Annotated in this window: 31 protein-coding genes; 30 read left to right on the forward strand and 1 reads right to left on the reverse strand. The window is 36.6% G+C overall.

Going from position 1 to position 26,763, the window contains the following annotated elements; all coding sequences use genetic code 11:
* Window positions 1–18 precede the first annotated feature (18 nt).
* From folE to KFD70_RS01655, 20 genes are all read left to right on the forward strand, one after another.
* Window positions 19–588: a GTP cyclohydrolase I FolE gene (folE, locus tag KFD70_RS01560; protein WP_336451772.1), complete on the forward strand. Its 570-nt coding sequence runs from the start codon at window positions 19–21 to the stop codon at window positions 586–588.
* Between the two features lie 253 nt (window positions 589–841).
* Entirely contained in the window at window positions 842–1,597 is a 756-nt protein-coding gene (locus KFD70_RS01565; protein ID WP_336451773.1) for a heptaprenyl diphosphate synthase component 1, read from the forward strand.
* Between the two features lie 30 nt (window positions 1,598–1,627).
* Window positions 1,628–2,341, forward strand: a complete 714-nt coding sequence (locus KFD70_RS01570) for a demethylmenaquinone methyltransferase (RefSeq protein WP_336451774.1) — start codon at window positions 1,628–1,630, stop codon at window positions 2,339–2,341.
* A 31-nt stretch (window positions 2,342–2,372) separates the two neighbouring features.
* Window positions 2,373–3,335, forward strand: a complete 963-nt coding sequence (hepT, locus tag KFD70_RS01575) for a heptaprenyl diphosphate synthase component II (RefSeq protein WP_336451775.1) — start codon at window positions 2,373–2,375, stop codon at window positions 3,333–3,335.
* A gap of 125 nt (window positions 3,336–3,460) precedes the next feature.
* On the forward strand, window positions 3,461–3,907 hold the full coding sequence (gene ndk, locus KFD70_RS01580; protein ID WP_174099628.1) for a nucleoside-diphosphate kinase: 447 nt from the start codon (window positions 3,461–3,463) through the stop codon (window positions 3,905–3,907).
* Between the two features lie 301 nt (window positions 3,908–4,208).
* Complete coding sequence (aroC, locus tag KFD70_RS01585) at window positions 4,209–5,381, forward strand: chorismate synthase (protein WP_336451776.1); 1,173 nt, start codon at window positions 4,209–4,211, stop codon at window positions 5,379–5,381.
* A complete protein-coding gene (aroB, locus tag KFD70_RS01590) occupies window positions 5,381–6,472 on the forward strand; it encodes a 3-dehydroquinate synthase (protein ID WP_336451777.1) in 1,092 nt (363 codons plus the stop codon). Before aroC ends, aroB begins: the two co-directional genes overlap by 1 nt.
* 86 nt (window positions 6,473–6,558) lie before the next feature.
* Entirely contained in the window at window positions 6,559–6,723 is a 165-nt protein-coding gene (locus KFD70_RS01595; protein ID WP_336451980.1) for a chorismate mutase, read from the forward strand.
* A 121-nt stretch (window positions 6,724–6,844) separates the two neighbouring features.
* On the forward strand, window positions 6,845–7,945 hold the full coding sequence (hisC, locus tag KFD70_RS01600) for a histidinol-phosphate transaminase (protein WP_336451778.1): 1,101 nt from the start codon (window positions 6,845–6,847) through the stop codon (window positions 7,943–7,945).
* A gap of 288 nt (window positions 7,946–8,233) precedes the next feature.
* Complete coding sequence (locus KFD70_RS01605) at window positions 8,234–9,496, forward strand: tetratricopeptide repeat protein (protein WP_336451779.1); 1,263 nt, start codon at window positions 8,234–8,236, stop codon at window positions 9,494–9,496.
* Window positions 9,497–9,572: 76 nt separating this feature from the next.
* Window positions 9,573–10,109, forward strand: coding sequence for a ReoY family proteolytic degradation factor (locus tag KFD70_RS01610; RefSeq protein WP_003206504.1), 537 nt, complete (start codon window positions 9,573–9,575; stop codon window positions 10,107–10,109).
* A gap of 161 nt (window positions 10,110–10,270) precedes the next feature.
* On the forward strand, window positions 10,271–10,735 hold the full coding sequence (locus tag KFD70_RS01615) for a YpiF family protein (protein WP_336451780.1): 465 nt from the start codon (window positions 10,271–10,273) through the stop codon (window positions 10,733–10,735).
* Window positions 10,736–10,872: 137 nt separating this feature from the next.
* Window positions 10,873–11,385 carry a QcrA and Rieske domain-containing protein gene (locus tag KFD70_RS01620; RefSeq protein ID WP_098339214.1) on the forward strand — a complete coding sequence of 171 codons (513 nt, stop codon included), beginning with the start codon at window positions 10,873–10,875 and terminating at the stop codon, window positions 11,383–11,385.
* Window positions 11,386–12,060, forward strand: coding sequence for a menaquinol-cytochrome c reductase cytochrome b subunit (gene qcrB, locus KFD70_RS01625; RefSeq protein WP_000932700.1), 675 nt, complete (start codon window positions 11,386–11,388; stop codon window positions 12,058–12,060).
* A gap of 53 nt (window positions 12,061–12,113) precedes the next feature.
* A complete protein-coding gene (qcrC, locus tag KFD70_RS01630) occupies window positions 12,114–12,881 on the forward strand; it encodes a menaquinol-cytochrome c reductase cytochrome b/c subunit (RefSeq protein ID WP_098339215.1) in 768 nt (255 codons plus the stop codon).
* 217 nt (window positions 12,882–13,098) lie between these two features.
* Window positions 13,099–13,689 (forward strand): lipoprotein heptaprenylglyceryl N-acetyltransferase LhaT, encoded by a 591-nt coding sequence (lhaT, locus tag KFD70_RS01635; RefSeq protein WP_336451781.1) that lies wholly within the window; start codon window positions 13,099–13,101, stop codon window positions 13,687–13,689.
* A 118-nt stretch (window positions 13,690–13,807) separates the two neighbouring features.
* Window positions 13,808–14,494: a lipoprotein intramolecular transacylase Lit gene (gene lit, locus KFD70_RS01640; protein WP_336451782.1), complete on the forward strand. Its 687-nt coding sequence runs from the start codon at window positions 13,808–13,810 to the stop codon at window positions 14,492–14,494.
* Between the two features lie 127 nt (window positions 14,495–14,621).
* Window positions 14,622–15,410, forward strand: a complete 789-nt coding sequence (gene ypjB / locus KFD70_RS01645) for a sporulation protein YpjB (protein ID WP_336451783.1) — start codon at window positions 14,622–14,624, stop codon at window positions 15,408–15,410.
* Window positions 15,411–15,514: 104 nt separating this feature from the next.
* Window positions 15,515–16,198, forward strand: a complete 684-nt coding sequence (locus KFD70_RS01650; protein WP_336451784.1) for a zinc metallopeptidase — start codon at window positions 15,515–15,517, stop codon at window positions 16,196–16,198.
* Between the two features lie 132 nt (window positions 16,199–16,330).
* Window positions 16,331–16,969 carry a uracil-DNA glycosylase gene (locus KFD70_RS01655; protein ID WP_420792340.1) on the forward strand — a complete coding sequence of 213 codons (639 nt, stop codon included), beginning with the start codon at window positions 16,331–16,333 and terminating at the stop codon, window positions 16,967–16,969.
* 216 nt (window positions 16,970–17,185) lie between these two features.
* Here the strand turns inward: KFD70_RS01655 and KFD70_RS01660 are convergent, their stop codons facing one another.
* Window positions 17,186–18,067, reverse strand: a complete 882-nt coding sequence (locus KFD70_RS01660; RefSeq protein ID WP_336451785.1) for a YitT family protein — start codon at window positions 18,065–18,067, stop codon at window positions 17,186–17,188.
* 382 nt (window positions 18,068–18,449) lie between these two features.
* On the opposite strand from KFD70_RS01660, the gene KFD70_RS01665 reads away from it, so the two are divergent.
* The 10 genes from KFD70_RS01665 (at window position 18,450) to panD (ending at window position 26,468) form a co-directional block, all read left to right on the forward strand.
* Window positions 18,450–18,791: a nucleotide pyrophosphohydrolase gene (locus KFD70_RS01665; RefSeq protein ID WP_336451982.1), complete on the forward strand. Its 342-nt coding sequence runs from the start codon at window positions 18,450–18,452 to the stop codon at window positions 18,789–18,791.
* Window positions 18,791–19,591: a 4-hydroxy-tetrahydrodipicolinate reductase gene (dapB, locus tag KFD70_RS01670; protein WP_336451786.1), complete on the forward strand. Its 801-nt coding sequence runs from the start codon at window positions 18,791–18,793 to the stop codon at window positions 19,589–19,591. Before KFD70_RS01665 ends, dapB begins: the two co-directional genes overlap by 1 nt.
* 15 nt (window positions 19,592–19,606) lie before the next feature.
* On the forward strand, window positions 19,607–20,002 hold the full coding sequence (gene mgsA / locus KFD70_RS01675; RefSeq protein WP_017152496.1) for a methylglyoxal synthase: 396 nt from the start codon (window positions 19,607–19,609) through the stop codon (window positions 20,000–20,002).
* An 11-nt stretch (window positions 20,003–20,013) separates the two neighbouring features.
* Window positions 20,014–20,718 carry a bacillithiol biosynthesis deacetylase BshB1 gene (bshB1, locus tag KFD70_RS01680; RefSeq protein WP_336451787.1) on the forward strand — a complete coding sequence of 235 codons (705 nt, stop codon included), beginning with the start codon at window positions 20,014–20,016 and terminating at the stop codon, window positions 20,716–20,718.
* On the forward strand, window positions 20,715–21,860 hold the full coding sequence (gene bshA / locus KFD70_RS01685) for an N-acetyl-alpha-D-glucosaminyl L-malate synthase BshA (protein WP_336451788.1): 1,146 nt from the start codon (window positions 20,715–20,717) through the stop codon (window positions 21,858–21,860). Before bshB1 ends, bshA begins: the two co-directional genes overlap by 4 nt.
* A complete protein-coding gene (locus KFD70_RS01690; RefSeq protein ID WP_336451789.1) occupies window positions 21,847–23,040 on the forward strand; it encodes a CCA tRNA nucleotidyltransferase in 1,194 nt (397 codons plus the stop codon). Before bshA ends, KFD70_RS01690 begins: the two co-directional genes overlap by 14 nt.
* A complete protein-coding gene (locus tag KFD70_RS01695; RefSeq protein ID WP_336451790.1) occupies window positions 23,025–24,005 on the forward strand; it encodes a biotin--[acetyl-CoA-carboxylase] ligase in 981 nt (326 codons plus the stop codon). The genes KFD70_RS01690 and KFD70_RS01695 overlap by 16 nt, the downstream gene beginning before the upstream one ends.
* Before the next feature lie 381 nt (window positions 24,006–24,386).
* Entirely contained in the window at window positions 24,387–25,223 is an 837-nt protein-coding gene (gene panB / locus KFD70_RS01700; protein ID WP_336451791.1) for a 3-methyl-2-oxobutanoate hydroxymethyltransferase, read from the forward strand.
* Window positions 25,223–26,071, forward strand: a complete 849-nt coding sequence (gene panC / locus KFD70_RS01705; RefSeq protein ID WP_336451792.1) for a pantoate--beta-alanine ligase — start codon at window positions 25,223–25,225, stop codon at window positions 26,069–26,071. Before panB ends, panC begins: the two co-directional genes overlap by 1 nt.
* A gap of 13 nt (window positions 26,072–26,084) precedes the next feature.
* Window positions 26,085–26,468 carry an aspartate 1-decarboxylase gene (panD, locus tag KFD70_RS01710; RefSeq protein ID WP_336451793.1) on the forward strand — a complete coding sequence of 128 codons (384 nt, stop codon included), beginning with the start codon at window positions 26,085–26,087 and terminating at the stop codon, window positions 26,466–26,468.
* Window positions 26,469–26,763 lie beyond the last annotated feature (295 nt).

The following is a 26,763-nucleotide window of genomic DNA, read 5'->3' on the forward strand; positions in this document are numbered from 1 at the left end:
TTCGGGAGGGTTAAGCGGATGGTAAAAGTTAACTTAGAACAAATTGAACAGGCGGTGCGCCTCATTTTAGAAGCGATTGGGGACGATCCTAACCGTGAGGGTGTACTAGATACACCAAAACGTGTTGCGAAGATGTATGCAGAAGTATTTTCAGGTATGCACGAAGATCCGAAGGAACATTTGCATAAAGTGTTTGGAGAAGATCACGAAGAACTTGTATTAGTGAAAGATATTCCGTTTTATTCGATGTGTGAGCATCATCTCGTTCCTTTTTATGGAGTTGCTCATGTTGCATATATTCCACGTGGTGGAAAAGTAACGGGTTTAAGTAAATTAGCTCGTACTGTAGATACAATTGCACGTCGTCCACAACTTCAAGAGCGTATTACTTCAACAGTAGCTGATTCTATTATGGAAGTACTAGAGCCACATGGTGTGATGGTAGTTGTTGAAGCAGAGCATATGTGTATGACAATGCGCGGCGTGAAGAAACCTGGTGCAAAAACGGTAACTACAGCAGTGCGCGGTGTACTAGAAAATAACGCAGCGGCACGTAGTGAAATTTTGTCTTTTATTAAGGAGAAGTAAAGGAAAGCGGGAAACTGCTTTTCTTTTTTATTTATATCATTTTATGAATGGTTACATATCGTCTTTAAAAAGTTACATATATTTTTTGGGTTGTCCATGAACTTATGGATGAGTGATTTTTTGTTTTTTATGCATATTATATGAATAGAAATCTAAATTGTAGTTTGTTTTGATTCCCCAAGTTTTGGTTATAGAAAATAGAATGTATGTGTTATAATAGGTTTTATGAATTAGAAAACAAGGGTGATTTTTTGTGTGTGACATCTACGGAAGGTATGCGGATATAAGGGAGCAGTTGCTAGCAAAACTGCGCCATCCTTATTTTATAAACTATATTGAAGAACCATTTATTGATGAAGAAAAAGTAGTGCTTTTATATGCTGCTTTAAAAAGTACAAATTTACATAAAGAGCAAATTGATCATTATGTAGTAACGATTATGCTTGTGCAGATAGCTCTCGATACACATGAAAAGGTGTCAAACAAAGCAGATAAAGAAACGAGCGGATTTCATAAGCGGCGTCAACTTACAGTCCTTGCAGGTGACTATTATAGTGGGTTGTATTATTATTTACTTTCAATGAATTGTGATATTGTACTGATTCGTGCGCTGGCTGAAGGAATTAAAGAAATTAATGAACATAAAATTATGTTATATCAGAAGGCATATCAAACAGTTGATGAAGTTATTGAAAGCATGATGACGATTGAGTCCGCACTTTTGCAGAAAACATGTGATCATTTTCATGTATCATATTGGAAGCCGTTTATAGCGTATGTATTAGGGAGAGAGCGTCTTCAAAAAGAGTATCAATTGCATGCTGAAAGACAAAATGTACCTGTTTTTCAAGCGGTTCAAGCGACTCTATCAAATGATGATGACAGAAACGTGGAAACCGTCTGTAAAGAATGGTTGGAAGAAGTGGACAAACAAGAACGTACATTTCTACAAAAGCATAAAGAAATTGGGGATCTAGTTTCTACTTTAAAAGATAAATTGAAAACATAAGCAATTTTATATTGGAAGAAGGGTAAGAGCATGCAGCAATCAAAAGAAGAAAGAGTACATGATGTATTTGAGAAAATCTCTGATAAATACGATGTAATGAATTCGGTTATAAGTTTTCAAAGACATAAAGCATGGCGAAAAGAAACGATGCGAATTATGGATGTGCGGCCTGGAAGTAAGGCGTTAGATGTGTGTTGTGGAACTGCTGATTGGACAATTGCAATGGCGGATGCAGTTGGAACGACTGGAAAAGTATATGGATTAGACTTTAGTGAAAATATGCTATCTGTCGGAAAAGAAAAAGTAAAAGCTTTAGAATTAAAACATGTAGAACTTCTGCACGGGAATGCAATGGAACTGCCATTTGAAGATAATACATTTGATTATGTAACAATTGGTTTTGGATTGCGTAACGTTCCAGATTATATGCACGTATTAAAAGAAATGACACGTGTGGTTAAACCAGGTGGAAAAGTAATTTGTTTAGAAACATCTCAACCAACGATGGTTGGTTTTCGTCAGATGTATGTTTTATATTTTAAATATATCATGCCGTTATTTGGAAAGATGTTTGCCAAAAGTTATAAGGAATATTCATGGCTTCAAGAGTCTGCCAGCACATTCCCAGGGATGAAAGAATTAGCAAGTATGTTTGAGACCGCTGGGCTTGAGCGTGTACAAGTGAAACCATTTACTTTTGGAGTAGCAGCTATGCATTTAGGGTTTAAACCCGAATCAAAATAGAAAAAAGACGTTTTAGGTTAAGGTGAACAATATGAAGTTACAACTTATGTACTCTTTTTTACGATCGGATATTAATGTGATAGAAAAAGAATTAAAGAAGGTTGTTGCCTCAGAACAACAACTAATAGAAGATGCGGCATTGCAACTTATTGAAGCTGGTGGGAAACGAATTCGTCCTGTTTTTGTATTGCTTGCAGGGAAATTTGGGGACTATAAGTTAGATGCAATTAAGCATGTGGCAGTTGCGCTAGAACTTATTCATATGGCTTCTCTTGTTCATGATGACGTAATTGATGCAGCGCTATTGCGACGTAGTAGCCCAACGGTTAATGCGAAATGGGGAGACCGAATTGCGATGTATACAGGAGATTATTTGTTTGCGAAGTCTCTTGAATGTATTACCAATTTAGAAGTTCCAGAAGCACATCAAGCCTTGTCGTATACAATTTTGGAAGTTTGTAAAGGTGAAATTGAACAAATTAAGGATAAGTATAATTACAATCAAAATTTAAGAACGTATTTACGAAGAATAAAGAGGAAAACAGCACTATTAATTGCGGCAAGTTGTCAGTTAGGTGCTATTGCTTCGGGAGCGAATCGTGATACGGTGAATCGTTTGTTTTGGTATGGCTATTTTGTTGGTATGTCTTATCAAATCATTGATGATATTTTAGATTTTGTGTCAACAGAAGAAAAGCTTGGAAAGCCTGCAGGTGGAGATTTGTTACAGGGAAATGTTACACTGCCAGCGCTGTATGCTATGGAGGATCCGAAACTCCGAGAGAAAATTGTAGCAGTTCATGAAAATACAACGGCAAGTGAAATGAATGAAATTATTCATGGGATTAAAAATAGCCCAGCAATTGACCAAGCCTTTGCGTTTAGTGAACGTTATTTACATAAAGCATTAGAGGTAATAAAGCCATTGCCACGTGGGCAAGCAAAATATGCATTGCAAAATGTCGCAAAGTATATTGGAAAACGAAAATTTTAATGCATTTCTTTTACAAATAAAATAATCTCTCTATTTCAAAACTATTGCACAATTGTGATAAGGGTGTTAATATGTGTGTGGGGATATACAATTACATACATAATTCAGAAGTGGAGAGATTTTTTATGGAAAAAACATTTCTAATGGTAAAACCAGACGGTGTACAACGTGCCTTCATTGGGGAAATTGTAGCTCGCTTTGAGAAAAAGGGCTTTCAATTAGTTGGTGCGAAATTAATGCAAGTGACTCCAGAAATTGCAGGACAACATTACGCTGAGCACACAGAAAAACCTTTCTTTGGTGAATTAGTAGATTTCATTACATCTGGTCCTGTTTTTGCGATGGTATGGCAAGGTGAAGGTGTAGTAGATACTGCTCGTAATATGATGGGTAAAACAAGACCTCATGAAGCGGCACCAGGTACAATTCGTGGCGATTTTGGTGTAACAGTTGCGAAAAATATTATCCATGGTTCTGATTCTCTAGAAAGTGCAGAACGTGAGATTGGTATTTTCTTCAAAGAAGAAGAGTTAGTAGATTACTCAAAATTAATGAATCAATGGATTTACTAATTATTTTAAAATAATTTGTAAACGCTTTAATCACTGTGATAATAGTGAAAAGTGCAAGGGGATAATTACTTCCTCTTGCACTTTTTTAGTTTCAAATAGTTACGAAGGTAAGCTTGGTATGATATATTGATACATAAAGTAAAGTTTCTATTAATTAAGAAACTTTACTTTATGTATCAACAGAATGGCAAATGATGTTTAAACGAATAGTATGTGTTCTGCCCTGCTATTTTCGTTTTTAGTATGATGTTGTAGTATTGCTAGAGCAAATGAAATAAATACAAGAAAAGAGGAATAACCGATGAGATATATGACAGCTGGTGAGTCTCATGGTCCGCAACTTACAACGATTTTAGAAGGAATTCCGGCAGGTTTATCTCTAGTGGCGGATGATATAAATGAAGAGTTAGCGAGAAGACAAAAAGGATACGGCCGCGGAAGACGCATGCAAATTGAAAAAGATCAAGTGCAAATTGTCAGTGGTGTTAGACATGGACATACACTCGGGTCTCCAATTGCGCTCGTTGTAGAAAATCGAGATTTTACCCATTGGACAAAGATTATGGGAGTAGATCCGTTGACTGAACAAGAAGCAAAAGAGATGAAAAGACAAATTACAAGACCAAGACCTGGTCATGCTGATTTAAATGGTGCCATTAAATACGGGCACCGTGATATGAGAAATGTACTTGAACGCTCTTCGGCACGTGAAACAACAGTTCGAGTTGCAGCAGGTGCTGTTGCAAAAAAACTTTTAGCAGAGTTAGGTGTCAAGGTTGCAGGGCATGTAATTGAAATTGGTGGTGTGCAGGCAGAAAATCTTACATATGACTCAATAGAACGACTACAAGAAATTACAGAAGCGTCTCCTGTTCGTTGTTTAGATGAAGAAGCAGGAAAAAAAATGATGCAGGCAATTGATGATGCGAAAACAAGTGGAGATTCTATTGGTGGCATTGTAGAAGTGATTGTGGAAGGAATGCCAATTGGAGTAGGAAGCTATGTCCATTACGATCGAAAACTTGACGCGAAATTAGCAGCCGCAGTAATGAGCATTAACGCTTTTAAAGGTGTAGAAATTGGTATTGGATTTGAAGCAGCGCATAAACCAGGGAGTCAAGTGCATGATGAAATTCTTTGGGATAAGGAAGATGGATATACAAGAAGAACAAATCATGCGGGTGGATTAGAAGGCGGTATGACAACAGGAATGCCGGTTGTTGTTCGAGGCGTCATGAAACCAATTCCAACCCTGTATAAACCCCTTCAAAGCGTTGATATTGATACGAAAGAATCTTTTTCAGCGAGCATTGAACGTTCGGATAGTTGTGCTGTACCGGCAGCTAGCGTTGTGGCGGAAGCAGTCGTTGCGTGGGAGCTAGCGGTAGCTCTAGTAGAACAATTTGGAGCAGATCGTATAGATAGTATTCGTGAAAATATAAAGAAACATAATGAATATGCGAGGGGATTTTAATGGAAAAAATACATATTCAGACGCAGTCTAAAGAGTATGATGTATATATAGGAAAAGATGCGTTGTCACATTTGACAATGCTTGTTCGAAATATGAAGCCAGCTGTTTCTAATATAATGATTATGTCTGATGAATCTGTCGCATCATTTCATTTAGAAAAAGTTATGAATGCATTGCAAGTAGAAAAACATGTTTTTTCATTTGTTGTTCCAAGTGGAGAAAAAGAAAAATCATTTGAAAATTTTTATGCGGCTCATACTTCAGCGCTTGAAAATGGGATAGATCGACATTCTTTAGTTGTTGCACTTGGAGGAGGAATGATCGGTGATTTAGCTGGTTTTATTGCGGCGACATTTATGCGTGGTATTCGCTTCATTCAAGTTCCAACAACGTTACTAGCGCATGACAGTGCAGTTGGTGGAAAAGTTGCCATTAATCATCCATTAGGAAAAAATATGATTGGAGCGTTTCATCAGCCGGAAGCAGTGCTGTATCATACACCGTTTTTAAACTCGTTACCGGAAAAAGAATGGCGTTCAGGATTTGCGGAAGCAATTAAACATGCTTTGATTGGTGATGTGGAATTATATCATTGGTTAAAGCGTGAAGTGAAGACATTAGAAGATATAAGAGATGAAAAGTTAATTTATATTTTAAAGAGAGCGATTCCTGTAAAGGCGAATATTGTAGCTCAAGATGAAACGGAAAAAGGAGTGCGTGCTCATTTAAACTTTGGGCATACATTAGGGCATGCTCTTGAAAAAGAGATGGGATATGGCAACATCACACATGGCGATGGGGTTGCAATTGGTATGCTATTCGCTATATTTTTAAGTGAGCAAATTTATAAGGTGGACCTTGGCTATAAAGAAATGAAGCGTTGGTTTTCTCAGTATGGTTATCCAGATATGCCGATTCATTTAAATGTAGAACGTCTTATACAAGTGATGAAACAAGATAAAAAAGCGAACGCAGGAATAATTCATATGGTACTTATGCAGGAATATGGGGTAGTGAATGTCGTATCTATTTCAGATGAGACTGTTCATGTTGCATTAGAAGCATTTCAAAGAGATGGGGAATCTATTTAAATCACGCAATACGCGGCGCGATTACAGTCGAACATAATGAATCCTAAGAAATATTAATTGCAACAGAGTATTTAGTAAACGAAATCATAAATGAAAATGAAGTTTGCCCTACTGATATCGTGTCGGTTTTACTTTCTATGACGGCAGATCTGAATAATTGTTTTCCTGCAGCGGCATTAAGACGTTTAGAAGGATGTATATATGTACCGGTGATGTGCGTGAAAGAGATAGGAGTACCCAATGCTTTGTAGAAGTGTATTCGTGTAATGATGACGGTCATGACAAAAAATTACAACATGAAGTAAAGCATGTGTATGTAGAAAAGGCAACTATACTTCGGCCTGATCTAGTAAAATGACAGGGGGAATAAAAATGAGAGTAAAAGAGCAATTGTTAACTTTGAAAGCATATGTACCTGGCAAAAACATTGAAGAAGTAAAAAGAGAATATGGATTATCTAAAATTGTGAAATTAGCATCTAATGAAAACCCATTTGGTTGTTCAAAACGTGTAACGGAAGTTTTAGCTTCCTTAAGTACGCAATATGCTTTATATCCAGATGGAGCAGCTTTTGAACTTCGTGAAAAAGTAGCTGCGCATCTTCATGTGAAAGCAGAACAACTTTTGTTTGGTAGTGGATTAGATGAAGTCATTCAAATGATTAGTCGTGCTTTATTACATAAAGGTACAAATGTTGTAATGGCAAATCCAACATTTTCACAATACTACCACCATGCTGTGATTGAAGGAGCAGAGGTTCGTGAAGTGCCACTTAAGGATGGTATTCACGACTTGGATGCGATGCTTGAGAAAATTGATGAGAAAACACAAATTGTATGGATTTGTAATCCGAATAATCCAACAGGAACATATGTAGAAAAACAAAAATTACTTTCATTTTTAGAGGCAGTTCCGAAAAGGACGCTTGTCATTATGGATGAAGCATACTATGAATATGCAGGAGCAGAAGATTATCCGCAAACATTACCGCTTCTTGAAGAGTATGAAAACCTTATGGTGCTACGTACATTTTCAAAAGCATATGGTTTAGCTGCTTTTCGCCTTGGTTATGCTGTAGGGAATGAAAAACTTATACAGCAATTAGAAGTAGCGAGACTACCGTTTAATACGTCGACTATTGCGCAAGCTGTAGCGTCAGTTGCAATAGAAGATCAGGTGTTTTTACAAGAGTGTGTGAAGCGAAATGCCGAAGGATTAAATCAATATTATACGTTCTGTGAGAAATACGACGTTTTTTATTATCCATCACAAACAAATTTCATCTTCTTAGAGCTTGGAATTCCTGGTAACGAAGCATTTGAAAGATTAATGCGAAAAGGGTATATTGTTCGTTCAGGTGCTGCATTTGGCTTGCCTGAGGGTATTCGAATTACGGTTGGTTTAAAAGAAGAGAATGATGAGATTATTGAATTACTTACGGAACTTGTAAAGAAAGAAGAAACATATTCTTAAAAATGGTAGCGGCTCCTATTAGTAGGAGTCGTTTTCTTTTAGATTAAACATATTTGCACGATGAAGAAAGAAAGAAGTACAATAAAGATATATACATACAAATTGAAAATGGTGATGCAGTCGCTGTATCCTATCCGAATTTTTTTGAACAGTTAGAATCTCTGTGAAGCAAAAGAATCTTTTCAGTTTAGAAAGATTCTTTCTGCATCCTTTTAGTTGCTTACATGACGACTGTTGTTTATGATTAATGAACAGAAGAGAATATTATAAGAGTTAAAGGAGACATTTATGCAAAAGTTTGAACAGGCTGTTTCTTACATTGAAAACGGTGAAGCAGAAAAAGGATTAGAACAATTAAAAGAATTGGTAAAACAAGGGACGGACGAAGAGAAATATGATATTGCTCGTTACTATCATACGCTTGGATTTATTGATGAAGCGTTAGCGATTACAGAAGATTTACGGTTGTTATATCCCGAGGAAAGCGAGTTTACAATCTTTTTAGCAGAGTTATATATTGATTTAGATAAAGAAGATGAGGCAATCGAAGTACTCCATGATATTCCTGAAGATGACGAACTGTATGTTCAATCTCTACTACTTGTTGCGGATTTATTTCAAATGCAGGGCTTCGATGATGTCGCAGAACAAAAGTTATTAAAAGCAAAAGAAATGATGCCAGAAGAGCCTGTTATAACTTTTGGACTAGCAGAACTTTATAGTAGCAAAGGTGAAGAGCAAAAAGCAATTGCCTATTATCAGTCATTACTTTCTGAGCACAAGGTAATGGGAGGTGTTGTAATTGCCCTTCGCCTGGCGGAAACATTAAGTGCAATTGGAAACTGGGAAGAAGCAATTACATACTATGAAGAAGGATTAGAACAGCAGAAAGATATTCATTCTTTATTTGGCTATGCATTTACACTTTATCAAGGTGAAGAGTATCAAAGATCAATCGGGGCTTGGCAAGAATTAAAAGAATTAGACCCGGAATATGCATCCTTATATATGTATTTAGCTAAATGTTATGAAAAAGAAGGAATGCTTCAAGAAAGTTATGAAACACTTCATGAAGGAATTAAAATTGATGAGTTATCCGTGCCTCTTTATGTAGAACTTGCAAATATTGCGGCGAAGATAGGAAAATTAGCAGAAGCTGAAGAATTGCTTCAAAAAGCATTACAGCTTGATCCAGGACATTTAGGTGCGATATTAAAATATGCATATATCTTAAAAGAACAAGAAAAATATGAAGAGTTAATCGCTGTTGTAGAAAATGCAATGGACAGTGGAGAGCAAGATACGCAATTACTTTGGGATTTGGCATTTGCTAAAAAACAATTAGAAATGTATTCTGATGCATTAAAACACTATGAGAGTGCATATACTTCTTTTAAGAATCATCCAGATTTCTTGGAAGAGTACGGCTATTTCTTATTAGAAGAAGGGTTACGAAAAGAAGCGAAAGAAGTATTTACACGCTTATTACAACTGGATCCGACACAAATTCACATCGAAGAATTGCTATATAATTTAGAGGATTTTTCATAAGTTGGAAGGAAAGTGAATGCTGCTTCTTGAATTTAAAAAATAAGAAAAAAGAAAGACAGAGGAGGGACTAAGCGCTATGAATACCCCTGTTTCTGTAAACGAGAAGAAGGATTTCGTAAAATGGTTTTTAAACAATTATCAACTGAAACAGCGTGAATGTGTATGGATTTTAAATTATTTAATGAGTCATGACCAATTAATGCACAAGGTCCACTTCGTAGAACATGCAAAATATTGCCCTCGTGGCTTAGTGATGTCAGCAAATTGCGTGAAAGATACACCGTTTCACTTCTTTAAACAAAATGTTATGACGACGGATGCAGAAAAATCGTTTCATGACATTCGTTTAAATCGAGATGAGGATATTTATATTCAACTTAATTTTAAATCATCGTTTCAAAATGCAAATTATGTAGCGGTATTAGAAGAAAATCCATACTTACCAAAGCATATTGAAGTAAATGAAAAAGATCGTTTACTTGCAGAACGATTTTTAGAAGAGAGTGTATTTTCATTTCGAAGAGATCGACTTTTAAAACAAATCGATGAAGCGCTGGACAATCAGGATAAGGAAGCTTTTTGTAAGTTAACAGAGGAATTGAAAAGCTTGTAAGGAATGTTAATTTTATTTAATTTTGACAAACTTCTGACTATTTGAAGAAAAACTACCTAATATAGGTAGTTTTTCTTTTTTTACCTGTTTTAGTATGGTTTAATAGATATAAAGTGAAAGTTCTGTCATTTAAAATGGAATAAGAGGTAAAGGGGGGAATTATGGTGAAATGGGTTGTAAAAGATGCAGAGCAATTTGAACAAGCTAGAGAATATGTGGATACTGGTATTATACCCCTTCTTTCTATTTCAGTAACAAAAGAAATGAAAAGTATTGTTGCACAAGGGGAATTTATTGAAAATTTAAGCAGGGAGTTAGAAAGAGAATATAAAGGAAGGGTGTTTCTACTACCTCCGTTTACTTATTTAGTTGAACAACAAAAGGGGGAGCAAGAGCGTCTGCAAGATTGGACAAGTCACTTACAAGAGCAAGGATTGAAACATATTGCATATGTTACAAGTGATTTTTCATGGAAAGAGGCTGAAACTGCATTGTCAGGTCATTTGTTTTGGTTACCCGCTCTATCGCTAGAAGAATTTAGTGATCAAGCGAAAAGAGAAATAATTCATGCGCATGTAAAAAATATAATGGCTTTATTAACAGAAAAGTGGGAAAATAAAAAATAACCAGATAGTTCTTATGATTATGAGTAGTATGATATTGACCTGCGCATGTGGGTATTATATCATGATAGTGTCCTAGTTTTTATTTTTATACTGTTTTGTCACGGGGGGACAATTTCTGATAGAGGGGGGAAATTTTCGTGAGCGAGAAAGAACATCGTGTGTCAAGAAGACAATTTTTGAACTACACGCTTACAGGTGTAGGAGGTTTTATGGCAGCTGGAATTTTAATGCCGATGACGCGTTTTGCGCTTGATCCAGTTTTAAGGAAAGAAGCAGGGGGAGATATGGTTGCTGTTGCGCAAGTAAAAGAGATTTCAGCAGAACCAAAACGCTTCGACTTTAAAGTGAAACAAGTTGATGGTTGGTATAAGTCAGAAGAGCCAAAATCAGCGTGGGTGTATAAAAATGAAAGCGGCGACATAGTGGCATTATCTCCGGTGTGTAAACATTTAGGGTGTACGGTAAACTGGAATTCGGACAAGAGTCATCCAAATCAATTCTTTTGTCCTTGTCACGCGGGGCGTTATACGAAAGATGGTACGAATGTGAAGGGAACTCCACCGCTCGCACCGCTTGATTTGTATGAAGCAAAAGTAAAGGATGGAACGCTTTATCTAGGTAAAGCAAAGCCACAAGGGGGTGCGAAATAGATGCTAAATAAAATTTATGATTGGGTGGACGAAAGGTTGGATATTACACCAATATGGCGTGATATTGCAGACCATGAAGTACCAGAGCATGTAAACCCAGCGCATCATTTTTCAGCATTTGTCTATTGCTTTGGAGGGCTAACATTCTTCGTCACTGTGATTCAAATTTTATCAGGTATGTTTTTAACAATGTATTATGTGCCTGATATTAAAAATGCCTGGGAATCTGTTTATTATTTACAAAATGAAGTTGCATATGGGCAAATTGTTCGCGGCATGCACCATTGGGGTGCCAGCCTTGTAATTGTAATGATGTTTTTACATACACTTAGGGTTTTCTTCCAAGGTGCATATAAGAAACCTCGTGAATTAAACTGGATTGTCGGTGTTCTTATTTTCTTTGTTATGCTAGGTCTTGGTTTTACCGGATATTTATTACCATGGGATATGAAAGCGTTATTTGCAACAAAAGTAGGGATTCAAATTGCGGAGCAAACACCGCTTATCGGCCCTTATATTAAAACATTACTTGCTGGTCATTCCGAAATTGTTGGGGCTCAAACATTAACTCGCTTCTTTGCTATTCACGTCTTCTTCTTACCAGCAGCACTTCTAGGCTTAATGGCCTTCCACTTCATCATGATTCGCAAACAAGGTATTTCTGGTCCGCTATAAGAGATTGCTAATTTGAAAGAATAGGAGAAAAATTGAATTAAAGGAGGGAGATTATGCATCGCGGTAAAGGGATGAAGTTTGTGGGAGATTCACGGGTACCTGTTGCACGTAAACCGAATATCCCGAAAGATTATTCTGAATATCCAGGGAAAACAGAAGCGTTTTGGCCGAACTTCTTATTGAAAGAATGGATGGTTGGTGCGGTTTTTTTAATCGGTTATTTATGTTTAACGGTGGCGCACCCGTCACCACTTGAGAGAATGGCGGATCCTACAGATGCAGGATATATACCACTTCCAGACTGGTACTTCTTATTTTTATATCAATTGTTAAAATACTCATATGCATCAGGCCCGTTTACTGTAATTGGCGCGTTTATTATGCCAGGGATTGCATTTGGAGCATTGTTATTGGCTCCATTTCTCGATCGAGGTCCTGAAAGACGTCCATTGAAACGTCCAGTTGCAACTGGATTTATGCTTTTAGCAATTGCTTCTATCATCTTTTTAACATGGGAATCTGTGGCGCACCATGACTGGGAAGCTGCAAAAAAACAAGGTGCGATTGTTAAAACGGTTCAAGTTGATAAAAATGATGAAGGTTATAAGCTTGTGCAAAAAAATACGTGTTTAACATGTCACGGTGATAACTTGCAAGGTGGTGCAGCGGCACCAGCACTGCAAAACTTAACTTTAAAACCAGAGGAAATTGCAAAGATCGCGAAAGATGGAAAAGGTGCAATGCCTAAAGGGGTATTTAAAGGTACGGATGAAGAGCTGAAAAAACTTTCAGAGTTCATTGCGAAATATAATAAAAAATAAGAGAGAGCTGACTGCAATTTTGTAGTCAGCTTTTCTATTTGGAATAAGAAGTTTGGTATAATATATAAATACATTTTGATTTTTTAAGATATCAGTGGTCGCCCCCTTCCAGCCAAAAAGAAAGGGTTTATATCAGTTTTTCAATTTGTATTTATATAGAATGGGTATTTTGATGTAATGAAGAACTACTATATTTGAAAGGTGTTGTACATATAGATTGGTTTATTTGTATGCTTTATTAAGACAGCGTTCCGTTTTATTATTTTTGCTCATCATTAACATTTTAGGGACAATATATGGTTTCCTTTGGTATGGAGATCAACTGATGGAAACTTCAGTGATATTCTGGCCATTTGTTCCTGATAGTCCTATTGCAAGTTTCTTTTTTGTTTTTGTATTATTGGCCTTTTTGTGCAATAAAAATTGGGGGCTAATCGAAGCCTTAGCAATCGTTTCCTTAATGAAATATGGTATATGGGCTGTTGTTGTAAATGGTATTATGTTTATAGTTAAGGGAGACCTTGGGTTTATCAGTTATATGTTGGTATTTTCTCATTTTGCAATGGCTGTACAAGGTTTATTGTATGCCCCGTTTTACCGTATAAAAAAGTGGCATTATATTGTAGCAGTCATATGGACGTTACACAATGATGTTATTGATTATTTATTTTGGCAAATGCCAAGATATGGTATCATGCATTTGTTTATAGAACAAATCGGTTATTTTACATTTTGGCTAAGTGTCGCTGTACTAGCTATTACGTATTATTATTGTTTGAGTAAGAATCGAAAGCAGTTTTCGCTATAAAGTGAAACTTTAATCAGTGGTTTTTTCATCCTCCTACTGATTATCAGTCCTCATCAATTGGGAGTGTTACTGTCCTAAAGTAGCGGGATAAAATTAAATGAAGAATTGGGGAACCGAAATGAATGAAAAGAAGATTGGTGTAAGAGTATTGGATCGATTGATTACTGTTATTGTTTCATACTGTATAGCATTTTTTATTTTTGCGATTGCAACTACCATTGTCGTATACGGAAAATGGCTATACTATGCAGATATACATTTTTTAAATATACCAGATTTAGCGAATATGACAGAGTCAGAAATTAAGAAGAACTATGATGTACTAATTACATACCTTTCTCCTTTTTATCATGGACCATTACAGTTTCCTACATTAGATATGTCAACAAACGGAAGAATTCATTTTGTTGATGTGAAAAATATTTTAGTGAACATTCAATACGGAATGTATATGGCGCTTGGAATCGCTTTACTGAGCGGGGTGTATTTACTACGTAAACGAAAAGTGAAGTTTTTATTACATGGCGCAATTTTGACCATTATATTCCCGATTGCGCTTGTTTTACCTATTGTAATTGATTTTGAAAAAAGTTTTGTCCTATTTCATAAACTTCTTTTTAGCAATGATTATTGGCAGTTTGATAGTGAAAAAGATCCTGTTATTCTCATGTTACCGGAACAATTTTTTATGCATGCAGCATGTGCAATTTTGCTATTCATTTTATGTGGTAGTGCGGTTTGTTATTTTATGTATCGTTATTTACGAAGAAAGGGAAGAGTTTCGATAAAGAGAAATTTTAACTAGCGGAGATTCTTCATCACCACTAGTTATGAGTTTTCACCAATCGAGATAAAATATTTTTCAGCTTCGTTCTGTTCTATTCTTGTCCACCTTAACATATTTTGTACTAGTAGTTATAGGGGGGACCGGAATGAAGAGAGTCTTAATTGGAATGATAGCGTTTATGATCATATTGTTTCCAGTACGCATATATGCTGAAAAATGGAATGAGTTGACGGGGCTATTAGATGATTCCTTACAACTTGTAAAACAAGAAGAATATGAAAAAGCAACGCAAGTATTACAGTATTTCTCAGAGCAATTTGTATTACGAGAGAATGAAAAAGAGAATGAGCTAACACCTATACATTTTCGGGTAATTTCTTTAGCATATGACAAAGCGCAGCAATCACTTGGGGAAGAAAGTGTAGATCGGCAAATAAAAATAGATGATGTATTGGCATTACAACTCGTGGTAGATGCAAAGGTGTCTAAATATCAACCGCTTTGGGTAGAACGAGAGGGTCGTGTTATGGGGGCTTTTGCTAAAATCGAAAAGGCACTTCAAGTAGAAGATGATGAACGATTCCAACAATCGCTAAATACATTTTTACATGAATTTGATGTGATTTATCCAAGTTTAATGATTGCATTGCCAGAAAATCAATCACAGCGTGTAAATGCGCATTTATCGTATTTGGACGAATTTCGTAATGTCATGTTAAAAAATAAAAGCGGAAAAACGCAATTGGGGATTATAAAAGGAGATTTACAAAAAATATTTCAAACGGCAAAGAAAGATGAAGTGGATTCTTCTCTCATATGGTTTATGACAATTACAGGTGGGCTCATTTTATTCACATTAACATACGTCGGTTGGAGAAAATATAAGGGAGAAAAAGCAAAGCGTACTAGCGGAATACATTCTAAAAATCGATGAGTTTACTAATACAGGCAAGGATTGTAAGGTTTCTTTATTGACAATGTTTAAAGAAGAAAATAGAATGGATAGTACTACAATTAAGACTTCAATGGAGGTTCATGATGGCTTTTTATTTAATTTACTTCGCGATTATTATGATCATACCGTTGTATGCACAGTCAAAAGTCCGCAGTGCTTATAGTAAATATTCACAAGTGTATTCAACATCAGGTATGACAGGAGCGGAAGTAGCTCGGAAAATTTTAGATGAAAATGGATTATATAACATAGCTGTAGAAGAAACGCCAGGACATTTATCTGATCACTATGATCCAACAGCTAAAACGGTTCGCTTGTCAACTGATAACTATTATGGTCATTCAGTTGCTGGAACAGCTGTAGCAGCTCATGAAGTAGGGCATGCGATTCAAGATGCGAAAGATTATAAATTCATGCGTTTTCGTCATTCATTAGTTCCAGTGGCAAACTTTGGTTCAAATATGTCGTGGATTTTTATTCTAATTGGTATGTTTGCACAAATGTCTGGTTTATTGTTACTAGGAATTGTTTTAATGGCAGCAGGTGTCATTTTCCAACTTGTTACATTACCGGTTGAATTTGATGCTTCAAAACGCGCCATGCAGCAAATCGAAGCACTTGGAATTGTATCGACAGATGAATATGGGCAAGCTCGTAAAGTATTAAATGCAGCGGCATTAACATATGTGGCAGCTGCAGCTGTAGCGGTATTTGAATTACTTCGTCTAGTACTGCTGTATACAGGTATGCAACGTAGTGATGACTAAAGACTATCGATTTCGATAGTCTTTTTGTTTTGGGATCTATTTAGGGACTTTAAATGAGAAAAGAGAGCGTAATGAATTTTAGGGAGAAAGTTATAATAAGAAGTATAGGTAAAGTGACTATGAGTGAAGGTGATGAAAATGCAATATCCAGATTCATTAGTGGAGCAGGTGAAAGAGCGAAGTACTAACTATGCATTAGAAGGTTTTTTATGTGGGCAAGGTCCCAAAAAATCGAAACTGATGCTTGTTGGAGAAGCACCTGGAGAAACTGAAATTTATAATGGAATTCCGTTTAGCGGGAGAGCAGGGAAGCAGTTAATGGGATTTTTAGAGCGGATCGGTCTTACAAGAGAAGAAGTCTATATTACGAGCGCTGTTCGGAGTCGGCCTTATAAATGGAGAGAGAAAAGAGAGCGAAGCGGACAAGTTGTTCAGAAGAAATATAACCGAACACCAAATCAAGGAGAAATCCTTGTGCATGCTCCTTTGTTAGATTATGAATTGGAACGGATTCAGGCGCCGGTTATTGTGACTCTTGGAAATATCGCATTAAAACGTTTGGTAGGAAATGATAAGAAAATCACGGATGTTCACGGACAATTATTAAAGCAACCGGTGCGAAAATTGAAGAATAATCAAAGTACAGATTTTATATGGACTGAGAAAGTGTATAGTATTTTTCCAACATTTCATCCTGCCTCTATTTTTTATAATAGAAGCTTGTTGGATTTGATTTATGAGGATTTAGAAAAGTTGAGGAAGTACATATAAATGTAAGAAAGCTATCGGATTCGATAGCTTTCTTATATTTATCCCGCATTAACGGGCAGTAAGAACTCCACCTCAAAATTCAGCGAAAGCAAAGAAGTTAGGTGGGGGATCAACTGCCTGTAAAAGCCCGATTGGTGAGGGCTGATAATCAGTGGAGGATGAAGAAAACCCCCACTGATGGAAGTTTCACTTTATATGTTTGAAAAGGTTACAGGTTTAATCATGTAATGGTTTTTTATTCTCATCTAACGTAAATCCTTCGCCAACGACATCATGAACATCACTTACTGCAACAAATGCATGGGGATCTACAGAAGTAATAATATTTTTAAGTTTTACAATTTCATTTTTTGCTACAACACAATAAAGTACATTTCGTTCAATTTTTGTATAGGAACCAACTGCTTTTAAAAAGGTAGCTCCGCGCTCCATTTCGGATAAAATTTTGGCTGCGATTTCGTCATTCTTGTCAGAAATAATGGTTGCGCCTTTTGCTGCATATGCTCCCTCTTGCATGAAATCAATTACTTTTGCACCAATAAAGACAGCGACTAACGTATACATGCCTTCGCGATACGATAAGTATGTAAGAATTGAAACGACGATGACAACAGCATCAAACATAAACATTGTTTTTCCCATACTCCAGCCAATATACTTATGTGCTAGTCGTGCGATAATATCGACACCACCAGTTGTTCCTCCATACTTGAATATAATTCCGAGTCCAATCCCGATAAATGCTCCAGCGAACAACGCTGCTAATGTCATATCGTTTTGTAAGTTCAAATGTAGATTTAGTGATTCGTAACGCTGGAAAATCCATAGAAATAAGGAGACGCTAAACGTTCCAATTAATGTGTACAGGAAAGTTGTTCGCCCAAGCAATTTCCAACCGACGAAAAAGAGAGGGATGTTTAAGATTAAGTTTGTATAAGAGGGATCGAATGAAAATAGAAAATATAATAATAGCGTAATACCTGTAAATCCACCTTCTGCCAAGTGGTTTTCAATATTAATATTAACGATACCAAAAGAGAAGATAGCAGAACCAATCAAAATAAATATAATGTTTTGAATCCTTAAATTGGTTTTCATGTAGCAAGCCCCCTAATATGTAATTGTTACTTCGCTCCGCTGAAATAGTACATGACGAAGAAACAAAATCAGAACAGTAAGTCACTTGTATGGGTGTATTGATGAGAAGTAACTTTTTACAGGAAGAACGTTTGCAAAAGAAAATTTCACTTTACCCCGCTTAAACGGCTGATAGGAGATAAATCAAGAAGAAAGAACAGACCAGCCGTAAGAGCCCGATTGGTTAGGGCTAATCTTTTGCGAAAAACCACCGTAAAAGAAAGTTTCACTTTATTATAGTCTATCCAAAAAAACGTGGCAAATAGGGATGGAAGTGGAATAATATTTGTCAAATCGCGATGAATTGGCTAACATGAAAGAGGAAGGATTAGAGGTGAACAACATGGAACAAAAAACGATGAAAGATATGCAGAAAGAAGTAGATGCATATATTAGTCAATTTAAAGAAGGTTATTTTAGTCCACTTGCAATGATGGCTCGTTTGACAGAAGAGATGGGTGAACTTGCAAGAGAAGTGAATCACTATTATGGTGAGAAACCGAAGAAAATCACTGAAAAAGAACGAACAATTGAAGAAGAGCTTGGAGATGTATTATTTGTTATGATCTGTATGGCAAATAGCTTACATATTGATTTAGAAACAGCACATAACACTGTGATGAATAAATTTAATACACGTGATAAAGATCGCTGGACACGTATTGACGAGGGAGAGAAAGAATAATGGAAAATATTAAAGTAATTATTGCAGGGCCAAGAGGACGTATGGGGCAGGAGGCAGTCCTTCTTATGGAAAGAACACCACATTTTCAATTAGTAGCAGCAGTTGATTATAAGCACGGTGGTGAAAAAATTTCCAATCTTGCTGGAATGCCTGCATTAGATGCACCAATCTATGCGGATTTACATACTTGTTTAAATGAAGTAGAAGCAGATGTATTACTAGATTTAACAACGCCAGAAATAGGAAAAAAACACGTTACACTTGCTGTTAAACATGGTCTTCGTTCTGTTATCGGTACGACAGGGTTTACAGAAGAAGAACTTCAGCATTTAACAAACACTGCAAAAGAAAAACAAGTTGGTACCATTATTGCTCCAAACTTTGCAATCGGTGCAGTACTTATGATGAAGTTTTCTCAAATGGCAGCAAAATATTTCCAAGATGTTGAAGTGATTGAATTACATCACGATCAAAAATTAGATGCACCATCAGGTACAGCTGTCAAAACGGTAGATTTAATTCGTCAAAGCCGTGAACCAAAACAACAAGGTCATCCAAATGAAACGGAACAATTAAAAGGAGCACGTGGTGCGAATGTGGATGGTATTCATATTCATAGCGTGCGTTTACCAGGGCTTATTGCACATCAAGAAGTATTGTTCGGTGGAGATGGACAGATGCTAACAGTTCGTCATGACTCATTTAACCGAGCGTCATTTATGTCTGGAGTAAAATTATCTATTGAGACAGTAATGAACCTTGATCATCTTGTATACGGTTTAGAGAATATCATTGACTAAGGGGAGAGACAACGGATGAAAATTGCCTTAATTGCACATGACAAAAAGAAAGATGATATGGTTTCGTTTGCATACGCATATAAACCAATTTTTGAACAACATGAACTTTTCGCAACAGGAACAACAGGTCTTCGTATTATGGAAGCGACTGGTTTAGCAGTTACAAGATATCAATCTGGTCCTCTTGGCGGTGACCAAGAGATTGGTGCAATGATTGCCAAAAATGATTTAGACATGGTAATTTTTTTCCGGGATCCGCTAACGGCACAACCACATGAACCAGATGTAAATGCATTGCTTCGTTTATGTGATGTGTATGCGATTCCGCTTGCAACGAACATGGCAAGTGCAGAAATGTTAATGCATGCATTAAATCGGGGAGATTTAGACTACCGAAAGTTAAGAAAATGAGGGGAACAACTATGAGTGGATTACATATATTAGCGTTTGGTGCCCATGCCGATGATGTTGAAATCGGCATGGCAGGCACCATTGCCAAATATACGAAACAAGGATATAAAGTCGGCATCTGTGATTTAACAGAAGCTGATCTATCTTCAAATGGAACGGTAGAATTAAGAAAAGAAGAAGCGCAGGAAGCTGCTCGCATTATGGGAGTTAAAAAGCGAATTAATTTAGCGATGCCGGACCGTGGTTTGTATATGAAGGAAGAATATATTCGTGAGATCGTAAAGATTATTCGTACATATAAGCCGGCGCTAATTTTTGCACCCTATTATGAGGATCGTCACCCAGATCATGCAAATTGTGCAAAACTTGTAGAAGAAGCGATATTTTCAGCGGGTATTCGTAAATATATGCCGGAATTTCCGCCACACCGCACGCAATCTTTTTATTATTATATGATTAATGGTTTTCATAAACCGAATTTCTGTATAGATATTAGTGAACAGCTTTCTGAAAAAGTAGCAGCGTTAGAAGCGTATGAAAGTCAGTTTACAACTGGAAGTGATGGTGTGAAGACGCCATTAACAGAAGGATATGTTGAAACAGTAATCGCTCGTGAGAAAATGTTTGGAAAAGAAGTTGGGGTTATGTATGCTGAAGGATTTATGAGTAAGAAGCCAGTTTTATTACATGCTGATTTAATAGGGGGATGTAAATGAAATTGAAAATAGGTATTACATGTTATCCTTCTGTAGGTGGTTCTGGAGTTGTGGGAACGGAACTTGGAAAGCAATTAGCTGAACGAGGACATGAAATTCACTTCATTACCTCTGGAGTTCCATTCCGCTTAAATAAAGTATATCCAAACATTTATTTTCATGAAGTAACGGTAAATCAGTATTCTGTTTTTCAATATCCACCTTACGATTTAGCATTAGCAAGTAAAATGGCAGAGGTTGCACAGAGAGAAAACTTGGATATTTTACATGTGCACTATGCGATACCGCATGCAATTTGTGCATACTTAGCGAAGCAAATGATTGGAGACGATATTAAAATCGTTACGACGTTACATGGAACGGATATCACTGTACTTGGTTCAGATCCTTCACTAAATAATTTAATACGGTTTGGTATTGAGCAATCTGATGTTGTTACAGCTGTATCGCACTCATTAATTCGAGAAACGAATGAGCTTGTAAAACCAAATAAAGAAATTCAGACTGTATATAATTTTATTGATGAGCGTGTCTATTTTAAGAGAGATATGTCCCAACTAAAAAAAGAGTATGGCATACGTGAAGATGAAAAGGTATTAATTCATATTTCGAATTTTCGCAAGGTCAAGCGTGTACAAGATGTTGTCCAGTCATTTGCTAAAATTGTAAAAGAAGTGGGTGCGAAATTATTACTTGTTGGTGATGGACCAGAATTTTGTACAATTTTACAGTTGGTGAAAAGCTTACATATTGAAGAACATGTTTTGTTTTTAGGAAAACAAGATAATGTTGCAGAGCTTCTTGCCATGAGTGACTTAATGTTACTTTTATCAGAAAAAGAAAGTTTTGGTCTTGTTTTACTAGAAGCAATGGCTTGTGGTGTGCCATGCATTGGAACACGGGTTGGGGGCATTCCAGAAGTTATTAAACATGGTGAAACAGGATATATTTGCGAAGTTGGTGATACGCTAGGGATAGCAAAACAAGCGATACAACTGCTTAAGAATAAAGAGCTTCATCGAAATATGGCAGAGCAAGCGATGGAAGCAGTATATGAGCAATTTCGTTCAGAAAATATCGTTTCACAATATGAGGCGATTTATTATGACATACTAAGGGATGACAAAAATGAAACGATTTAAACAAGCAGGAGCAATTATTGAGACATTGAAACAACATGGGCATGAAGCATATTTTGTTGGAGGAAGTGTGCGTGATTTTATTATCAATAGACCAATTGGTGATATTGATATCGCAACATCAGCCCTTCCAGAAGAAGTGATGCATTTATTCCCAAGGCATGTCCCGGTTGGTCTTGAACACGGTACGGTTATTGTTGTCCAAGAAGGCGTTCCGTATGAAGTGACAACATTTCGAACAGAGGGTGATTATGAAGATTTTCGCAGACCAAGTAGTGTTCAGTTTGTTCGTTCATTAAAAGAAGATTTAAAGCGGCGAGACTTTACTATGAATGCGATTGCTATGAATGAAGTGGGAGACATTATTGATTTGTTTGCGGGGCAAGATGCAATTCGTAAACAAGAAATTGTAACAGTAGGAAATGCTGCACATCGATTTCAAGAAGATGCACTACGTATGATGCGTGGTATTCGCTTTGTTAGTACTTTAGGATTCTCTTTAGAGGAACAAACGAAGCGTGCGATTGAAAAGTATGGGCATTTACTGGAACATATAGCGATTGAAAGAATTACAGTTGAGTTTGAAAAGCTATTAACAGGTATATATTGTGTAAAGGGGCTTCAACAACTAGTAGAAACGAAACTATTTACGCACTTACCATATTTACAAATGTCAGAAGAAAGAATTTTAAAAGCCGCGCAATATAACTGGGGTTCTTTTGAAACTGATATCGAGGCATGGGCATTTTTCCTATATTGCATCGGTGAAGAACATCCATCTGTGTTTTTGCGTCAATGGAAATTTTCAAATAAAAAAATAAAAGATATTGTTGCTGTTATATTAGCAATCCGCTCTAGAAAAATAAATTTATGGGATGCAGTTTCTCTATACAAAACAGGTTTACGTACTGCATTAATGGCCGAAAGAGTATATCAAGCCATTATAGAAAAATATGATATGTCTTCTGTAAATCACGTACAGTCATTATTTGATTCACTATCCATTCATAATCGTCAAGAAATGAAAGTAAGCGGTAATGATTTATTAGGTTGGACAGAAAAAACACCAGGACCATGGGTAGCAGAAGTGTTGCAAAAGATTGAGGAAGAAATTTTACAAGAACGATTAGAAAATGAGAAAGCGAAAATAAGGGAGTGGCTACACGGATGCAATCTACTATAAGAAAGCAATTATTACAAGTTTTTTCTGAAGCAGATGGCGAATTTGTATCTGGTCAAACAATTAGCGACAAGCTCGGTTGTTCGAGAACTGCTGTTTGGAAACACATGGAAGATCTTCGGAGCGAAGGATATGAACTTGAAGCAGTACGCCGCTTAGGATACCGAATTGCAAGTAAGCCAGATAAAGTAACGGCAAATGAAATCCAATTAGGGTTACAAACAGAGTTTATAGGAAGAACCGTGTATTTTGAGGAATCTGTTGAATCTACGCAGCATATAGCAGCAAAGCTTGCATATGAAGGGGCGGCGGAAGGAACAATTGTAGTTGCAGAAGAACAAACAGCAGGTCGCGGTCGTTTAAGTAGGAAATGGTATTCACCGAAAGGAACTGGAATTTGGATGAGTATTATTTTACGTCCAGCTATTCCTGTTCACCATGCCCCTCAGCTTACATTATTAGCGGCTGTCAGTGTAGCGCAAGCAATTGAGAAATGTACAGGTGTGAATGTTGGGATTAAATGGCCCAATGATATTTTAATTGAAGGAAAAAAGGCTGTCGGCATTTTAACAGAGATGCAAGCTGACCCTGATAAAATTAATGCTGTGATTATAGGGATTGGAATTAATGCAAATCAGAAGCAAGAACATTTTGCTGAGGAGATACAGCAGATTGCAACATCTTTAGCAATTGAATCAGGAAAACCAATTGTTCGAGCGGAACTTATGCAACAGATCTTTTTACAAATGGAAAAGTTGTATCAAGAATATGTAGAGAATGGCTTTTCAGTTATTAAACTTCTATGGGAAAGTTATGCGATAAGCATTGGGAAAGAAATTACAGCTCGAACGATGAAAGACACGATTACAGGTATAGCAAAAGGAATTACAGCAGAGGGTGTACTTATGTTAGAAGACCATAAAGGTCAGATCCATCATATTCATTCTGCTGATATAGAAATTAAGTAAAGAGAAGTTCCTACTTGGGAGCTTCTTTTTATTTGTACAGTGGATGATGCTTGAAATAGAGTTATTAGTGTTATATTCGTTTTTATTTTTAAAATTTCACATACTGTAATAGGATAGAAAATTATTTTTTCAAAAAAATGTAGCAATTTCATTTCTTAGTTTGCTATAATTAGTTCGAATATGGGCAGTATCTGGATGAACTGCACCATTATTTTAAGCAATGAAGAAAAATAATTTGGATTCTGCCTTGATCCAATAACGGACTGGGACAGAGGGATGAATTTTGCCGACTAACACAACCCTTCTGCCCTTTTATGGCCAGAGGGGTTTTTTATATGATTTCGGCCATCTCCTCTCTCCTGAATAAAGGAGGAGTAATTTTTGAAAACGAAAACAGATTTTTTGAAAATGAAAGAGAAAGGTGAGCCGATTACGATGCTTACAGCGTATGATTATCCATCTGCTAAGTTAGCGGAAGAAGCTGAAGTCGATATGATTTTAGTTGGGGATTCTCTTGGAATGGTGGTCCTTGGATATGATTCCACAGTTCCTGTAACAGTAGAGGATATGATACATCATACGAAAGCAGTTCGCCGCGGTGCGAAAGAGACTTTTGTTGTAACAGATATGCCGTTTATGTCTTATCATGTATCACTGTCAGAGACGATGCATAATGCGCGCCGTATTGTACAAGAAAGTGGAGCACATGCAGTGAAAGTGGAAGGCGCAGGTGAAGTGGTATCAATTATTCACTATTTAACGAATGCAGGAATTCCTGTTGTGGCACATCTTGGTTTGACACCTCAATCTGTTGGGGTATTAGGTGGATATAAAGTGCAAGGGAAAGATGCTGAAAGTGCAAAGAAATTATTGGAAGATGCGAAGAAGTGTGAAGAAGCTGGAGCGATAGCAATTGTGTTAGAGTGTGTACCAATGCAGTTAGCAAAGATGGTATCAGATGAGCTAACAGTGCCTACAATTGGAATTGGTGCAGGAAAAGATGTGGATGGTCAAGTACTTGTCTATCATGATTTAATCTCGTATGGAGTAAGCAGAGTTCCAAAATTTGTGAAGCAATATACCTCGGTTCAAGAAGAAATTGTACGTGCGATCGCGCAATATGTTGCTGAAGTAAAAACAGGGCGATTTCCGGAAGAGCAACATTCATTCACAATGAAAGAGGAAGAGTATGTAGCATTATACGGGGGCAAACAGTGATGAAAATTATAACAACAGTACAAGACATGCAACAAATTGCGAGTGAAATCCGCGCAAGTGGGAAAGAAATTGGCTTTGTTCCAACAATGGGGTATTTACATGAAGGGCATGCAACTTTATTGCGACAAGCGAGAAAAGAAAATGAAGTTGTTATTTTAAGTGTATTTGTAAATCCATTACAGTTTGGACCAAATGAAGATTTAGATCGTTACCCAAGGGATATTGATAGAGATGAAAGAGTGGCAAAAGAGGCCGGTGTTGACTACTTATTTTATCCGAGTGTAGAAGAAATGTATCCGGCAGAACAGACAACAAAAGTTGAGGTTGTCAAGCGTACAGATGTATTATGCGGCAAACAACGACCCGTTCATTTTGCTGGTGTTGCCACTGTTTTGATGAAGTTATTCAATATTACAATGCCAACTCGTGCCTACTTTGGTATGAAAGATGCACAACAAGTTGCAGTTATTGAAGGATTTATAAATGACTTTAATATTCCGGTTACAATAGTGCCTGTTGACATTGTAAGAGAAGAGGATGGATTAGCACGAAGCTCTCGAAATGTGTATTTATCAGAAAGAGAACGCGCAGAGGCTCCTCATTTATATCGTAGCTTATGTATAGCGAAGGAACAAATTGAAGCTGGAGAGCGTAATCCGCAAATGATTACAAGTCTTGTGAAAAAATATATCGAGGAAAATACACAGGGCGTTGTTGATTATGCAGATTTATATGCGTATCCAACTTTAAAAGAAATTGAAACAATTGAGGGACGTATTATTCTTGCAATTGCAGTGAAATTTGATCATGCACGTTTAATTGACAATATTACATTAACGGTTAAATAAGGAGGAGTCATCTATGTTTCGCACAATGATGAGAGCAAAGTTACACCGCGCGACTGTAACAGAAGCAAATTTAAATTATGTAGGTAGTATTACAATTGATGAAGATTTAATGGACGCAGTGGAGATTGTAGAAAATGAAAAAGTACAAATTGTAAATAATAATAATGGAGCTCGCTTAGAGACGTATGTAATCAAAGGGGAACGTGGCAGTGGTGTTGTTTGTTTAAATGGTGCAGCTGCAAGGCTTGTACAACCTGGAGACAAAGTTATTATTATTTGTTACGGTCTCGTAGCGGGAGAAGAAGTATATAAACAAATACCAAAAATTGCGGTGTTAGATGATAACAATCAAATTATTGAAATGTTAGGTGCTGAAAAAGCCGGTACGCTTTTATAAAATGAAAGCTATCTCATATGAGATAGCTTTTCACTTTATCTTGCTATCACGAGCAGTAAGGCATCTTTCTCAAAATTTATAGAGGCGTGGCAAATAGATAATTGGGAATAATAGCACGTAAAACCCCGTAGAAGGAAGCTTGTCCAATCTGTAGAATGAATTAATAGGGGGTAAATATTATCGAGAAATTGTTAGGTAAATTAATCAACGAAAAATCTATAGGTAAATGACAGGGTTCTAGTGAATAAATTAACAGTGTAAATAAACTGATTGATAGTATAAACTACTAGATACA

Origin of the sequence: Bacillus pfraonensis (assembly GCF_050768835.1) — a bacterium.
Lineage (GTDB): Bacteria > Bacillota > Bacilli > Bacillales > Bacillaceae_G > Bacillus_A > Bacillus_A pfraonensis.